Source organism: Corynebacterium macginleyi, from assembly GCF_003688935.1.
In the GTDB taxonomy this organism is placed as follows: domain Bacteria; phylum Actinomycetota; class Actinomycetes; order Mycobacteriales; family Mycobacteriaceae; genus Corynebacterium; species Corynebacterium macginleyi.
In genome coordinates, this window is record NZ_REGE01000001.1 from 303,396 (window position 1) to 317,530 (window position 14,135).

Below are 14,135 nucleotides of genomic sequence, written 5' to 3' on the forward strand. Positions count from 1 at the left end.
CCCCGAACCATCTGGTCCGGTACAGGGGCTGCGCTGGCTAGAGTTTACTTAGCCTTCTCGATGATCTTTACGAGACGGAAGTGCTTGTCCTTAGACAGCGGGCGGGTCTCAGCGATACGTACGAGATCGCCTACGCCTGCGATTTCTTCCTCATCGTGCGCCTTAACCTTCTTGTTAGAGCGCATAATCTTGCCGTACAGAGCGTGCTGCTTGCGGTCCTCAATTTCGACGACGATGGTCTTGGACATCTTGTCCGAAACAACGTAGCCGGTGCGGACCTTAGGAGCACCCTTGACCTTCTCCTTCTTCGGAGTTGGTCCCTTCTTGGATTCAGTCACGTTAGCCTCACTCATGATTAAGCCTCAGCTCCCGGAGCGACAGACAGGCCCAGCTCGCGCTCGCGCAGAACGGTGTAGATGCGGGCAATGTCGCGCTTAACCGTGCCGATGCGGCGATTGTTGGTCAGCTGGCCGGTGGCCTTCTGGAAACGAAGATTGAACAGTTCTTCCTTCGCATCCTTCAGACGGGTTTCCAGCTCTGCGTTGTCGAGCTCACGGAACTCGTGGGCGGGGGTACCGGTTGCCATTAGAACTGGTCCTCCTTCTTGATGATGCGGACTTTGCAAGGAAGCTTCTGGCCAGCGCGGCGCAGAGCCTCGATCGCAACAGCCTCAGTTGGGTAGCTCATCTCGAAAAGTACGCGGCCAGGCTTTACGTTGGCCACCCACTTCTCAACCGGGCCCTTACCGGAACCCATACGAACGCCGAGCGGCTTCTGGGTCAACGGACGGTCCGGGAAGATGTTGATCCACACCTTGCCACCACGCTTAACGTGGCGGTTGATGGCAATACGTGCGGCCTCAATCTGACGGTTGGTGATGTACGCGGGTTCCAGTGCCTGGATTGCGTAATCGCCAAAGTTAATACGGTTGCCGCCCTTGGACACGCCACGACGGCCTGGACGGTGCTGACGGCGGTACTTAACACGCTTAGGAATCAGCATGGATTAGCCCTCCTGCTTCTGCTGTGCACGCTGGCGGCGCTGTCCGCCACGGCGGGAGCGACCATTGCGGTCACCGCGGCCACGGCCCTGTGCCGGAGCGTTCAGTTCGGACTCGCGTACGCCACCGACGACGTCACCCTTGTAGATCCACACCTTGATGCCGATGCGGCCGAAGGTGGTGTGGGCCTCTGCGATGCCGTAGTCAATCTCCGCGCGAAGAGTATGCAGTGGAACGCGGCCCTCGTGGTAGCGCTCAACGCGGGACATTTCAGCACCGCCCAGGCGACCGGACAACAGAATCTTGATGCCCTTAACCTGCGGTTGGCGCATGGCGGACTGAATAGCCTTGCGCATTGCACGGCGGAATGCGACACGGTTAACAAGCTGCTCGGCGATGGATTGTGCAACGAGAGTAGCGTTTGCGTCTACCTGCTTGACCTCGAGGATGTTGAGGGCAACCATCTTGCCGGTAAGCTTCTCCAGCTCGCGGCGAATGCGGTCTGCCTCGGCACCGCGGCGACCGATCACGATGCCCGGGCGAGCAGTGTGAATGTCAACGCGGACGCGGTCACGAGTGCGCTCGATAACGATGTCGGCGATGCCGGCGCGCTCGAGACCCTTGTTGAGGTAGTTACGAATTTTAATATCTTCGGCTACGTAGTTCGCGTAGTCCTTATCCGCGAACCAGTGGGTCTTCCAGTCGGAAGTGATGCCCAAACGTAGGCCGTGAGGATGGATCTTCTGGCCCATTACTTGGCCCCTTCCTGCTGGCTTTCGACAACCACGGTGATGTGGCTGGTGCGCTTACGAATCATGAATGCACGCCCCTGTGCTCGCGGCTGGAAACGACGCATAGTTGGACCCTCGTTGGCGTATGCCTCGGAGATGACCAAGGTGCGTGGGTCGAGGTCGAAGTTGTTCTCAGCATTTGCAGCTGCGGAAGCAACAACCTTGGCAACTGGCGTGGAAGCACCCTGTGGTGCGTACTTCAGGATTGCCAAAGCTTCGCTTACGGACTTGCCCCGGACCAGATCGAGCACGCGACGCGCCTTCATCGGGGTAACGCGGACGTAGCGGGCCGTGGCTGAGGCGGAGGTGATGGTCTCACTCATCGCTTATCGACGTCCCTTCTTGTCATCCTTAACGTGACCCTTAAAGGTCTTGGTTGGTGCAAACTCGCCCAACTTGTGGCCGACCATGGAGTCCTCGATGAAGACCGGCACATGCTTGCGGCCGTCATGGACGGCGAAGGTGTGTCCGATGAAATCGGGGAGAATAGTCGAGCGGCGAGACCAGGTCTTGATAACCTGCTTGGTGCCTGCATCGTTCTGAGCATCCACCTTGTTGAGGAGGTGCTCATCGACGAACGGGCCTTTTTTAAGGCTGCGTGGCATTGTTTACCTCCTCTTAGCGCTTCTTGTTCGGGCGACGACGGCGCACGATCATGTTGTTGGAATAACGGTTCGGGTTGCGGGTGCGACCCTCCTTGTGACCCCATGGGGACACTGGGTGGCGACCACCGGAGGTCTTACCCTCGCCACCACCGTGTGGGTGGTCAACTGGGTTCATAACGACACCGCGGACGGTCGGGCGAACGCCCTTCCAACGCATGCGGCCGGCCTTGCCCCAGCGGATGTTCATCTGCTCGGCGTTACCAACCTCGCCTACCGTGGCACGGCAACGGATGTCTACGCGGCGGATTTCGGAAGACGGCATACGCAAAACAGCGTACTTACCTTCCTTACCCAAAAGCTGGATAGAAGCACCTGCAGAACGAGCTAGCTTAGCGCCAGCGCCAGGCTTGAGCTCAACAGCGTGGATGGTCGAACCGGTCGGGATGTTGCGCAACGGCAGGTTGTTGCCCACCTTGATATCTGCGTTCGGGCCGGACTCGACAACAGCGCCCTGCTTCAGGCCCTTAGGAGCGATAATATAGCGCTTCTCGCCGTCAACGTAGTGCAGCAATGCGATGTTAGCGGTGCGGTTCGGGTCGTACTCGATGTGAGCAACCTTTGCCGGAATACCATCCTTGTCATTTCGACGGAAGTCGATCAGACGGTAACGGCGCTTGTGGCCACCGCCGATGTGGCGCGTGGTAATGCGGCCGTAGTTATTACGACCACCGGTTTTGCTCAGCGGGCGCAGCAGGGACTTCTCCGGAGTCGAGCGAGTGATCTCGTCAAACTCAGATACGGAGGAGGCGCGGCGACCCGGAGTTGTCGGCTTGTACTTACGAATAGCCATAATTTTTCCTTATTCCTTTCGGCTCTCCGGGGACGCTTAGGCGCCTGCGCCGAAGATGTCGATGGAGTCGCTGCCTTCACGGAGCGTCACATATGCACGCTTGGTGGACTTACGCTGACCGAAGCCGGTGCGGGTGCGCTTGCGCTTACCTGCACGGTTTACGGTATTCACGGAGTCGACCTTCACGTTAAAGATCTGCTCGACGGCATCTTTGATCTGGGACTTGTTGGAGTCTGGGGAAACGAAGAACGTGTAGACGTTCTGTTCCATCAGACCATAGGACTTCTCAGATACAACCGGGGCGATGATGACATCGCGCGGGTTAGAAATCTTAGCCATTAGTTCTCCTCCTTATCCGCGCCGGTAGCGCGAGTGATGAAGGTGTGTAGCGCCTCAACGGAGAACACAACGTCATCCGAGTAGAGAACGTCGTAGGTGTTGAGCTGACCGGCGTCCAGGATCTGAACGTTCGGCAGGTTATTAGCGCTACGACGAGCGTTGATGTCCTCGCGGCCGATAACGAGCAACACGTTATCGCGCTCGGTCAGGGACTCGAGGAAAGCCTTGGCCGCCTTCGTAGAAGGCTTCTGGCCGGGGACCAACTCTTCGATGACATGTATACGCTCGTTGCGAGCACGGTCAGACAACGCACCGAAGAGAGCAGCCTTGATCATCTTCTTAGGGGTGCGCTGGGCGTAGCTGCGTGGCTGCGGGCCGTGGACGGTGCCGCCGCCGGTGTAGTGCGGCGCACGGATAGAACCCTGGCGTGCACGGCCCGTGCCTTTCTGACGGAAAGGCTTGCGACCACCGCCGCGGACCTCGCCGCGGGTTTTGGTGGCGTGGGTGCCCTGACGAGCAGCAGCAAGCTGTGCGTTGACAACCTGGTGCATCAAAGCAATGGATGCCTCGGTGTCAAAGATTTCCGCTGGAAGGTCCACAGATCCATTAGTCTTACCTTCGGAGGTGTGGACGTCTAGCTTGAGGTTGCTCATGCGTGTGCACCGCCCTTCACTGCGGTCTTAACGGTGACGAGGCCACCGCGCGCACCAGGAATAGCACCCTTGATGAGCAGCAGGTTGGACTCGACATCGACTTTTTGAATCTTCAGGTTTTGGGTCGTCACACGGTCTTGGCCCATGCGGCCAGCCATGCGCTTGCCCTTGAACACGCGGCCTGGAGTAGCAGCTCCACCGATACCACCCACGCGGCGGTGAGCGGCCTGGTTACCGTGAGCTGCACCCTGGCCCTGGAAGCCATGGCGCTTCATAGCACCAGCGTAGCCGTGGCCCTTGGTCTGGCCGGTGACGTCAACGAAGGTGATGCCTTCGAAGATGTCTACCTTGACCTCTTGGCCTACCTCGTATGCCGAGGTGTCGTCCATGCGGATTTCCGCAACGTGACGACGCGGGGTTACGCCAGCCTTTTTGAAATGACCACTTTCAGGCTTATTTGCCTTACGCGGGTCAATTTCACCAAAGGCGATCTGGATGGCGCTGTAGCCATCGGTTTCGGGCGTGCGAATCTGGGTGACAACGCATGGCCCCGCTTCAACGACGGTAACCGGAACAACGCGGTTCTCATCATCGAAGACCTGGGTCATGCCGAGCTTCTTGCCCAGAATGCCCTTAATCTCGTTTTCACTCATGATTAGTTCTCCACCAAAGTCGCTTACTGGATGTTCACATCGACACTTGCCGGAAGATCGATGCGCATCAAAGCGTCAACGGTCTTCGGGGTTGGGTCGAGAATATCGATTAGGCGCTTGTGCGTGCGCATCTCGAAGTGCTCGCGAGAATCCTTGTACTTGTGCGGAGAACGAATCACTGCGTACACGTTCTTCTCGGTTGGGAGCGGCACTGGGCCAACAACACGAGCACCCGTACGGGTAACAGTCTCGACGATCTTCTTTGCAGAAGCATCGATCGCCTCGTGGTCATAGGCCTTCAGCCGAATGCGGATCTTTTGTCCCGCCACGCTTATCCTCTTCCTCGCTTCCCCACTTTCACATTCCCGGCGTTTCCGGGGCGTGAAGCGGTGGGAAATTGCTTCTCGATTTCTCTATAACGTTGTCCGGGCCAGGGGCCTGACACAACGCCAGTGGTCTGACTGTCATGACAACCAAGAGATACAGTGCATGGAAATTCCAGTCTGCAGTGCTCCTGAAGGTGGACAAGACCCGTAGTCAGAACATTGTGAAGAGGACGGTTTTCACTCATTACACGTGGAGAGCGTCCTATTCGCTAACTGCCGCTGTTTATTTGCCATGCCCCTCCTCCGGTCCATCATCTCGGGATGTCTCTGCTCTAGCGCGGACCTAGCCCGATTAGATGACCTTCCAGTCCGTGTCTCGAGAAAGCTCTCAAGCACGATAACAACGAAGGTGTCATGTTCGCTTTACCAGCTCAGCGCATTCGCAATAAGCTAAGCGTGTAAGACGACGTAGCTAAGTTTAGCGCTGCCCTGTTAAAGCAACCTCAACATTTAAGCACGATGGATCGGCATTTTTCAAACCATTTCGGCGTTAGTGCCAATAATCACGTTTTGGTAAATATTGTTAACGCAGAACCCACGTGGCTCGTGCCGGTGGGTACACTCGAGAACGGATTTTGAACCGTGGGGTTCTAGGTCCTCCAAGTTCATATTGCGACCATGCAAAACAATACTTAAAGAAAGGTCTTTAAGACTATGTCTGAGAAGAAAACTCCTGCAAAGCAGTCTGAGAACAGCGTTGCCGCTTCCAAAGAGGACGAGGTAAACAAGAACCTGGAAACTCAGTACGGAACCACCACCATTGATGACGTCGTCGTATCTAAGATCGCCGGCATTGCAGCCCGCGAGGTCTCCGGCGTTGACGCCCTCGGTGGCGGCGGCGCTCGGATGATTGGCAACATCCGCGAGTCCCTCGGCGCATCCGAGGACGTACGCCAGGGTGTTGACGTAGAAGTTGAAGACAGCTCCGCAAAGATCGAGGTCGCCATCACCGCTGAGTACGGCGTTGCTATTCACGAGCTGGCTGAGGCAATTCGCCGCAACATTATGAACGCCGTCGAGCGCATGACCGGCCTCACCGTAGAGAGCGTTGACGTCGTAGTCCACGATGTCAAGCTGCCGAAGGAAGACTCCGAGTCTGAAGAGCAGGCTGCACTGAACCAAGGCCGGGCATAAAAACAATGTCTCAACCCCGAGCACAATTTGAGCTCGAGGTAAGCCATGCTCACGCAATTGCGGAAGCGGTGCAAAAGCTCAGCGGTGTCGCAGGCCTTGACGGCGGACCATACGGCTCGGTGAGCCTGCTCTTCCCGGGGGAGAGGGTTACCGGCATGCGTCGACCCAATCCCCGCGACGGTCGCCACCTGCAAATCAATATTCTTGTTGATATCAGTGCGCAGCCTGATCTATACCGTCTGGCGGAAGAAATCCGCTCGACTGCCCGCAAGGCATGTACGGAACTAGAACGGGTCGACGTTGAGTTTTCTGACGCCGTAGATGGCTTATCCGCTGCTCCCTCGAAGGATTAAATATGAAAAATTACACCAAATTGGGCATTGTCATCGGCCTCCTCCTCGCTTTCTTCTTGTACTTAGGCTGGGGTTGGACGCTGCTCGCCGTTCTGTTTGCGGCTATCGGTGGCCTCGTCGGCTCCCATTTTGATGGACGCATTGACCTAGGCGCTGTGTGGAATAGCCTCATTGGCAAGGGGAAAGGCCAAGGCTAATGTCAGAAGGTTCCACTAAGGGCCACACGCGTTTCTCGCTGCGGACCATGGAACGAATCGTGACCGCCGCAATCGCTAGCGTGCCTGGCACAAAAGATTTGGATGCCAAGCTTGCTGGCATTGGCGGACGCGGTTATCCACGGGTTTCGGTACAGATGGACCCTGAGCGTGAAGTCGCCGCCGTGAGCGCGACCATTGCTGTCGTATGGCCATCCCCAGTTACCGCAGTCGCGGAAAGTACGCGTACCGCCATTTCAGAAGCTATCGCTGCCCATACCGGCTATTCCACCACCCGTGTCAATGTCACCGTTGGTGAATCGGTGTCGGATACTCGCGTTACCGCAGAACAGATCGCGCAGCGACCGGCCGCCTCGGCTTCCACACCGGAGGTAACCCCTTCCACCGTGACCCATCCGGTCACCCAGGACTCGGTTGAGTTGCGAGACATCGTAGCTCCGGAAGAAACCGCGGTCCGTCAGGTCGAAACACCTCGAGAGGCTACTGTTCGCGGAATCTCTGCTCCACCTATAGCGGAAATCGGGGGCATCTCTACTGGGAACGAAGTTGCCGTTCGCGGAGTATCGGTGCCGGCTGGAGACACCCAGGTGCGCTCTGTCGACACGCCGCAAGAGGTACCGGTGCGCAGCATTTCCGCTGATCTTCCAGATCACAAGCTGCGAGAAATTAGCGCTCCAGAAGATCACGAACCGCGTCGCATCCTCGATCCGCGGCCCACACGGGTACGCAGCGTTCGCGCTCCACGCCCTGGCAGGTTGCTCCCGAGCGGACAGGTACGCCGTTTCGCTAAGAATTCAAAGGTCTCTGTTCCCCGACCGGAGCCGCTGCGCAAGATAGAAATCAACAATTCCCGCAGCGAGCAGCGCGTCCAGACGCCTAAGCCCGCCTTACTACGCAAGGTCCAGGCACCGCGTCAGGAGCCACTAAAGCGCATTGAGATATCGCCAGCTAGCAAGCGCACGCTCCACGTCTACGCGCCGCGGCCTGAGCCACTGCGTGCCATTACCATTACCCCGTTCCACAAGCAAGGAGGCAATAATGGCTAAAGTGAACTTGCCTGAACACTTCGGGCAGCAGCCTAAGGCGTCTCCTGTCGTGCGTACGTGGACTGTAATTCTGGGTATCGTACTGCTTGCCGTAGGTATTGTGGGCGTACGTGAAACCTGGCTCGTCGGCACAGATGCAAACGCTCAATCATGGGTCCAACCCGTCCTCAACCTCATTGCCACCGAGCAATTGGAGATGTGGATGATCTGGGCTGGTGTGGGCTCCATAGTGGTTGGTCTCATCTTCGTTATCGCGGCCGTAAAGACGCGGCGCACGACCCATGTTCAAGTTGCTTCGGAGTACGCATCCATGTGGATGCGCCCGGTTGATGTCGCGCGATTAAGCTCTGCCGTAGCACGTCGTGTTCCGGGAGTGGCTTCCGCGCAGACGTCCGCAGATACCAAGCGCACAAAGGTCACCGTCAATGGCGACGAACAGGATCCCGAATTGCCAGGGCGTGTGGAAAGAGCCGTCACCCGTGCTTTGGACGTGCTTAAACAGCCAACACAGGTCACCGTAGCCGTTGAGAAGATTCCGGAGATGGATAATCATGTCTAAAAAGCTTGCTGCCTTTGACCGAATCCTCCTCGGCTTGCTTGGTATTATCCTCATCGCGCTCGGTGTATGGCCAATCCTCATTAAATTCAATGTTGAGTTTGCTGAATACTTGGCCGAGTGGGTAGACCACGATACGTGGCGCACTTTGAGCGACAATACTTGGTGGGTCTGGGCCTTGGCCGGCGCTTCTGCACTATTGCTGATCATCGGTTTGTGGCTCGTCGTCGTAAACCTTCGGCAACGCCGCTTTAATACTGTGGAATCGGCCGCCTCTAATGAACAAGGTGCAATCTCTGCATCCATGAACGCCATCGCCTCCGCGGTGGCCAAGGACCTAGATTCATTGTCCGGTGTGGAGCGTGTCGACCGCTTGGTTGCGTACGACCGAGCCCGCCCTACGCTGCAGTACACGGTGGTTGCTAACCCAGACACACCGTTGGAGCGCCTGATTAACGCTGTAGAAACCAACGAGCGCGACTTCCGGGATGCTTTCCCTGACGCTGATCTGGATACTAGCTATAAGCTGCACTTCACTAAGGTGAAGCCGTTGAAGGATTTAGCTGAATAAAGGGTTTGGGGTCTCTGCAATAAGGACCTCAACCACCTTGCCTAGTTGCGCATACTCGCCGCCCTCGAGGAGTAATTTTAATTCCTCTCCAGGGCGGCACTTTTCTATTCTTCTCCACGCATAATCGCGCGCAACGACTCGCCGATTTTCCTTGTGGAACAGATGCAACCCGTGGTCTAACACCCTGATTGCGGCCTCCAAGCGGAGGACATAGACGAAGTCACCCAACTCATACCGGGTCAGACCGTCTAGTCCTGCCAGCGGTTCATCCAACCGCATTATGCTGGAAACGATTCCCAGGCGGTGTTCAAAACCTTCCGTATCCGTGACCACGAAGGGCCGACCAGGCCCCGTTGACCTAATGGCGCTATAATCCCACACCACCGGCTGAGTATTGGCCGTGCGCACGATAATGCGGGAGGAATCCATGGTGATGCGACAGGTGGGGGAATCGCTAAGCACGAGCCACACGTCTGATCCGATGCGGCGATTTTCGAGGGGCAATAACGGTGGGTGAACCTCGGCCTGCCGCTCAAGTTCGGCGACTAACTCTACATCGCTTACACCCCAGCCGATGCCACGGTTGGCCAATGAGGCAAAAAGAGTAGGCAGGCTCATGTCAGGCCGCCCCTCCCATGCCCTGCGCAGTGCAGCCAGAGTCGGATCAATGCGAGTGGGATCTTCCATGGGATACTAGCCTACTGACCCGGTCGGCCCTACTGCAGTTAAGGGACAGCACCCATCTCTCGTCGCTTGGTTACCCCCGTTTTTACTTATTTTCAGGTAAGTCTCGCTTATCACTGCTGAGCAATTCGAGTTTTTAAATCTGCAGCTGAATCCTATTTTTCTCCGCAGAACCCAAACCAGCTAGACTAAAAAATACCTGTCATCTGATTGGCGATGTACGTCACCCGGAGACGGGAATTGTGTCCTCGCTTATATCTTATTAGATTGGTCACATACAATGACTTTATCCTTGACTTCATATTTATTTGCACTGTTTCCTGCTTAACCGCGCACGGAGAATCTCCCCATGACTAAGTATCTGATAAAAAAGGTCCTGAGCTGGTTCCTCATGATCTTTTTAGCCACTAACTTGGCTTATTTCTTGGCAGCCTCCTTTTTGGACCCGCGTTCTAACTACACCGAACGCCGTCCACCACTGTCAGATGAGGAAATCAATAGCCTCCTTGAGCCTTATAACCTCAGCCCACAAACCCCGCTCCTGGAGCGCTGGTGGACTTGGCTGACCAACATCCTCACGAATTGGGATTGGGGGCAGTCTCCGGTCGGTGAAATAGTCAATGAAGAGATTAGCTATCGCATCTGGGTATCTGCGCAGCTGCTCTTACTCGCCACCATCCTGTCCATCGTCATCGGTGTGGCGGTTGGTGTGTACACCGCCTCCCGCCAGTACAAGACCGGTGACCGCGTGTGGCAGGGGATTTCCATCATTGCGATGAATACCCACGTGGTTGTCGCCTCCATCGCCGTTGTATGGGCCGCGCTGGAGATCAACGACCTGACCGGTAAGAAAATCTTTTACGTCGTTGGTTCTAGTTCTCTGGGCGTGGAGGGATTTTTCCCCAAGCTTTTGGACTCCGCTCAGCATCTAGTCTTGCCCACGGTCTCTCTAGTGATAATCAGCTACGCCAGCTACCATATGACCCAGCGCACGCTTTTGCTCGATAACCTCAATGCGGACTATGTCCGCACCGCACGCGCAAAGGGCCTTACCCGTCAGCAGGCCATCCGCAAACATGCGCTGCGCACCTCTATCATTCCGGTAGCGACCTCCGTCGCTTTCTCCGTACCCGGCATCTTTACTGGCACTGTGATGACTGAGCGCATCTTCGGCTGGAACGGAATGGGCCAATACTTCATCCAGACCATCAGTAAGAACGACATCAATGGCGCGGTAGCCGTGGCTGCATTCGGTGCCGCGATGACGGCCGTGTCCGCCGTCCTGGCTGACCTCGTTGTAGTCGCCTTGGATCCGCGAGTAAGGGTGAGCTAAATGACAAATCCCAAAGAAACAAAAATCTCCAAAACACAGCCCCGTGGCGAGGTGTCTACACGCACCGAGGTCATATCCGAAGATCCTTTGGGTACGGAAAATGCTGAGCGCGTGGCCACGCTGCCAGAGGTCCCTCGCGGCACTGCCCGGTACAAGCTTTATGTTCGCCGCTTCTTCCGCAACAAGTTGGCTACTGTAGGCGTCGTTATCCTAGGATTCCTCATCTTTGCCGCCTTTTTTGGCAATTTCTTTGCCCAGTGGGACTATACGGAACCGGACTTCCTCGCTTTGTCTGAGCCACCTAGCCCCGAGCACTGGTTTGGTACCAACGATTCCGGCAATGACCTTTATGCCCAAACCATCCACGGTCTTGGCAGGTCCTTGACCATCGCCATCGTGGTATCCTTCGCCACTCTGGTCATCTCCGCATTCATTGGTTGTGCCGCGGCCTTATGGGGCGGAACCGCAGAAAAGGCCGTTCTCGCCGTTATCCATTTCCTTCTCTCCATCCCAACCTTCCTGCTCATCGCGCTCGTGGTTGCAGATTCCGGGGGTGACTGGAAGCTTTTGATGGTCGTGCTTATCGCTTTCGGCTGGATGTATCAGGCCCGTGTGATTTGGTCCTTAGCCCTTACCGTCCGCGAACAGGACTATGTCCGCGCCGCAAGCTATATGGGCGTATCCAAGATGCGCATTATCGTCCGCCACGTCATTCCCAACATTGGTTCGCTGCTTATCATCCAGTTTGTCTTCGGCGTGGTGGGCACCGTGGGTTCCGAAACCGCACTATCCTTCCTGGGCTTGGGCGTGAAGCTTCCTGATGTCTCACTGGGTACGTTGCTGCAGGGCGGAACCGCTTCCTTGCAATCCGCACCGTGGCAGTTCTACTTCCCCGCCGCTACCTTGACGCTGCTGACCGTCTCCATGGCATTTATCGGCGACGGTCTGCGCGATGCACTCGATCCCAACTCCAAATCCGGAGGAAAACTATGACTTCGCCTATCTTATCCGTCAATGACTTACGCGTCAGCTTCCCCTCTGAAGCGGGTACCGTCTCTGCGGTGCGCGGTGTGAGCTTCGACCTGCATCCAGGCCGTACCCTGGGTATCGTCGGCGAATCCGGATCCGGTAAGTCCGTGACCTCCATGTCCATCATGGGCCTGCTACCGGAATACGCCAAGGTAGAAGGCTCCGTTAAATTTGCAGGTCGCGAACTCCTCGGACTTTCTGACAAGGAAATGTCTGGCGTCCGCGGCAATGGCATCGGCATGATCTTTCAGGATCCGCTCTCTGCACTTACGCCAGTCTTTGATATTGGTTCCCAGCTGGTGGAGGCCATCCAGGCCCACCAGGACATCGGTAAGAAAGAAGCGCTGAAACAAGCCACCGAGCTGCTGGATCTGGTGGGTATTCCAGAACCCCACCTTCGCCTGAAGTCCTTCCCCCACGAGTTTTCCGGCGGTATGCGCCAGCGCGTGGTTATCGCTATTGCGATTGCGAATAACCCACGCGTACTCATCGCCGATGAGCCAACGACAGCCCTCGACGTTACCATCCAGGCCCAAATCCTGGACGTCATCCGGCTGGCACAGCGCGAAACCGGCGCCGCCACCATCATGATTACCCATGATATGGGCGTGGTGGCAGAAACCGCCGATGATGTCATGGTCATGTATGCCGGCCAACCGGTAGAGCATGGCGACGTCGATACCATCTTCTCTACCCCCCGTATGCCTTACACCGTGGGCCTGCTTGGTTCCACCCCACGCCCTGATGCCTCGGCTTCAGATCCCCTGACTCCCATCGAGGGCAACCCACCGGTATTGGTGGACCTGAAGGATCGTTGCCAATTCGCCCCACGCTGCCCCGTAGCGCAAGACGATTGCCTAAACAGCGAGCCGAAGCTGCTTCCGCTAGAGGACGAAAACATCTTTCACCGCAGTGCCTGCCTGCGCGCGCCGGAGATCCACAACCGCAAGATTAATGGCGAGCTGATGTTCAAACCGCCGCTGCTTGCTGATGACATCTTGGCCAACGTCCCCCGCGAAGATCGCAAGACTACCCTCGCCGTAAAAGAACTGCGCAAGCAGTTCCCGCTTACTAAGGGCGCGTTAATCAAACGCAAAGTGGGCACGGTAAAGGCCATCGACGGCATTTCATTCGATATCCGCGAAGGCGAGTGCCTGGCTATCGTCGGCGAGTCTGGCTGCGGTAAGACCACTACGCTGCTGGAGATCATGGACCTTGGTCCAGACGATGGCGCCGTCGTCCTCAATGGCAGGAATGCTAATGACATGAACGGATCCGAGCGCCGTGAGGCCCGCAAGGACATACAGATCGTCTTCCAGGATCCAATGAGCTCTCTCAATCCCCGGCTGACCGTTCGCGAGGTCATTGCGGAACCGCTTAATTCCTTAGGCTACGACGGCGATGTCGATGCCCGCGTTAACGAGCTCATGGGCTTGGTCGGCCTCGACTCCTCACAGCTGGACCGTTTCCCTAGCCACTTCTCCGGTGGCCAGCGCCAACGTATCGGCTTAGCACGTGCCCTAGCCACGCGGCCTTCGGTCCTCGTGCTCGATGAGCCCGTCTCCGCCCTGGACGTGTCCATCCAGGCGGGTGTCATTAACCTGCTCGAGGATCTGAAACGCAAACTCGGCCTCTCCTATCTTTTCGTTGCCCACGATCTATCCGTTGTTCGGCACCTTTCGGACCGCGTTGCGGTGATGTATAAGGGCAAGTTCGTCGAGTCTGGCGCAACGGATGATATTTTCGATAACCCCCAGGATGACTACACCAAAAAACTTTTGGACGCCATCCCGAATCCAGACCCCACGATTGCCCGCTCACGCAGGGAAAAGTCGCGAGCCTAACTACCCTAGGTCCGACATTTTTTAGAAGTGATTGCAGACACAATTTTGAATAATGTATAGTTATTCACACCGTTGGAGTTTGCGGTTACTTAT

Annotated in this window: 21 protein-coding genes; 9 read left to right on the plus strand and 12 right to left on the minus strand. The window is 56.6% G+C overall.

Annotated features, from left to right (window positions below):
* Window positions 1–44: 44 nt before the first annotated feature.
* From rpsQ to rpsJ, 11 genes are read right to left on the minus strand one after another with little or no spacing between them, the layout of a single operon-like run.
* The gene (gene rpsQ, locus D9V82_RS01555; protein ID WP_005276946.1) at window positions 45–353 is read right to left on the minus strand and encodes a 30S ribosomal protein S17; all 309 of its coding nucleotides are present in this window, start codon (window positions 351–353) and stop codon (window positions 45–47) included.
* A gap of 2 nt (window positions 354–355) precedes the next feature.
* The gene (gene rpmC / locus D9V82_RS01560; protein WP_005276944.1) at window positions 356–586 is read right to left on the minus strand and encodes a 50S ribosomal protein L29; all 231 of its coding nucleotides are present in this window, start codon (window positions 584–586) and stop codon (window positions 356–358) included.
* Window positions 586–1,002, minus strand: coding sequence for a 50S ribosomal protein L16 (gene rplP / locus D9V82_RS01565; RefSeq protein WP_121910635.1), 417 nt, complete (start codon window positions 1,000–1,002; stop codon window positions 586–588). The genes rpmC and rplP overlap by 1 nt, the downstream gene beginning before the upstream one ends.
* Before the next feature lie 3 nt (window positions 1,003–1,005).
* On the minus strand, window positions 1,006–1,752 hold the full coding sequence (gene rpsC / locus D9V82_RS01570; RefSeq protein WP_121910636.1) for a 30S ribosomal protein S3: 747 nt from the start codon (window positions 1,750–1,752) through the stop codon (window positions 1,006–1,008).
* Window positions 1,752–2,114: a 50S ribosomal protein L22 gene (gene rplV, locus D9V82_RS01575; protein ID WP_121910637.1), complete on the minus strand. Its 363-nt coding sequence runs from the start codon at window positions 2,112–2,114 to the stop codon at window positions 1,752–1,754. Before rplV ends, rpsC begins: the two co-directional genes overlap by 1 nt.
* A 3-nt stretch (window positions 2,115–2,117) precedes the next feature.
* The gene (gene rpsS / locus D9V82_RS01580; protein ID WP_005276936.1) at window positions 2,118–2,396 is read right to left on the minus strand and encodes a 30S ribosomal protein S19; all 279 of its coding nucleotides are present in this window, start codon (window positions 2,394–2,396) and stop codon (window positions 2,118–2,120) included.
* 13 nt (window positions 2,397–2,409) lie between these two features.
* Window positions 2,410–3,246 (minus strand): 50S ribosomal protein L2, encoded by an 837-nt coding sequence (rplB, locus tag D9V82_RS01585; RefSeq protein WP_005276935.1) that lies wholly within the window; start codon window positions 3,244–3,246, stop codon window positions 2,410–2,412.
* A 36-nt stretch (window positions 3,247–3,282) separates the two neighbouring features.
* The gene (rplW, locus tag D9V82_RS01590) at window positions 3,283–3,585 is read right to left on the minus strand and encodes a 50S ribosomal protein L23 (protein ID WP_121910638.1); all 303 of its coding nucleotides are present in this window, start codon (window positions 3,583–3,585) and stop codon (window positions 3,283–3,285) included.
* Entirely contained in the window at window positions 3,585–4,238 is a 654-nt protein-coding gene (rplD, locus tag D9V82_RS01595) for a 50S ribosomal protein L4 (protein WP_121910639.1), read from the minus strand. The genes rplW and rplD overlap by 1 nt, the downstream gene beginning before the upstream one ends.
* Window positions 4,235–4,891, minus strand: coding sequence for a 50S ribosomal protein L3 (gene rplC / locus D9V82_RS01600; protein WP_121910640.1), 657 nt, complete (start codon window positions 4,889–4,891; stop codon window positions 4,235–4,237). The genes rplD and rplC overlap by 4 nt, the downstream gene beginning before the upstream one ends.
* 23 nt (window positions 4,892–4,914) lie before the next feature.
* Window positions 4,915–5,220, minus strand: coding sequence for a 30S ribosomal protein S10 (rpsJ, locus tag D9V82_RS01605; protein ID WP_003848085.1), 306 nt, complete (start codon window positions 5,218–5,220; stop codon window positions 4,915–4,917).
* 711 nt (window positions 5,221–5,931) lie between these two features.
* Between rpsJ and D9V82_RS01610 the strand changes: the two genes are divergently transcribed.
* The 6 genes from D9V82_RS01610 to amaP are packed head-to-tail and all read left to right on the plus strand — an operon-like array spanning window position 5,932 to window position 9,152.
* Entirely contained in the window at window positions 5,932–6,411 is a 480-nt protein-coding gene (locus D9V82_RS01610; RefSeq protein WP_121910641.1) for an Asp23/Gls24 family envelope stress response protein, read from the plus strand.
* A 5-nt stretch (window positions 6,412–6,416) separates the two neighbouring features.
* Window positions 6,417–6,764, plus strand: coding sequence for a hypothetical protein (locus D9V82_RS01615; protein ID WP_121910642.1), 348 nt, complete (start codon window positions 6,417–6,419; stop codon window positions 6,762–6,764).
* A gap of 2 nt (window positions 6,765–6,766) precedes the next feature.
* A complete protein-coding gene (locus tag D9V82_RS01620; protein WP_121910643.1) occupies window positions 6,767–6,961 on the plus strand; it encodes a DUF2273 domain-containing protein in 195 nt (64 codons plus the stop codon).
* Entirely contained in the window at window positions 6,961–8,025 is a 1,065-nt protein-coding gene (locus D9V82_RS01625; RefSeq protein WP_121910644.1) for an Asp23/Gls24 family envelope stress response protein, read from the plus strand. Before D9V82_RS01620 ends, D9V82_RS01625 begins: the two co-directional genes overlap by 1 nt.
* Window positions 8,018–8,584, plus strand: a complete 567-nt coding sequence (locus tag D9V82_RS01630; protein ID WP_121910645.1) for a DUF6286 domain-containing protein — start codon at window positions 8,018–8,020, stop codon at window positions 8,582–8,584. Before D9V82_RS01625 ends, D9V82_RS01630 begins: the two co-directional genes overlap by 8 nt.
* Window positions 8,577–9,152, plus strand: a complete 576-nt coding sequence (gene amaP, locus D9V82_RS01635) for an alkaline shock response membrane anchor protein AmaP (protein ID WP_121910646.1) — start codon at window positions 8,577–8,579, stop codon at window positions 9,150–9,152. Before D9V82_RS01630 ends, amaP begins: the two co-directional genes overlap by 8 nt.
* Here the strand turns inward: amaP and D9V82_RS01640 are convergent.
* Window positions 9,141–9,839, minus strand: a complete 699-nt coding sequence (locus tag D9V82_RS01640; RefSeq protein WP_121910647.1) for a hypothetical protein — start codon at window positions 9,837–9,839, stop codon at window positions 9,141–9,143. The genes amaP and D9V82_RS01640 overlap by 12 nt on opposite strands.
* 346 nt (window positions 9,840–10,185) lie before the next feature.
* Between D9V82_RS01640 and D9V82_RS01645 the strand changes: the two genes are divergently transcribed.
* From D9V82_RS01645 to D9V82_RS01655, 3 genes are read left to right on the plus strand one after another with little or no spacing between them, the layout of a single operon-like run.
* Window positions 10,186–11,169, plus strand: a complete 984-nt coding sequence (locus D9V82_RS01645; protein WP_121910648.1) for an ABC transporter permease — start codon at window positions 10,186–10,188, stop codon at window positions 11,167–11,169.
* Window positions 11,170–12,162 (plus strand): ABC transporter permease, encoded by a 993-nt coding sequence (locus D9V82_RS01650; RefSeq protein ID WP_121910649.1) that lies wholly within the window; start codon window positions 11,170–11,172, stop codon window positions 12,160–12,162.
* Window positions 12,159–14,042, plus strand: coding sequence for an ABC transporter ATP-binding protein (locus D9V82_RS01655; RefSeq protein ID WP_121910650.1), 1,884 nt, complete (start codon window positions 12,159–12,161; stop codon window positions 14,040–14,042). The genes D9V82_RS01650 and D9V82_RS01655 overlap by 4 nt, the downstream gene beginning before the upstream one ends.
* The last annotated feature ends 93 nt before the right edge of the window (window positions 14,043–14,135 follow it).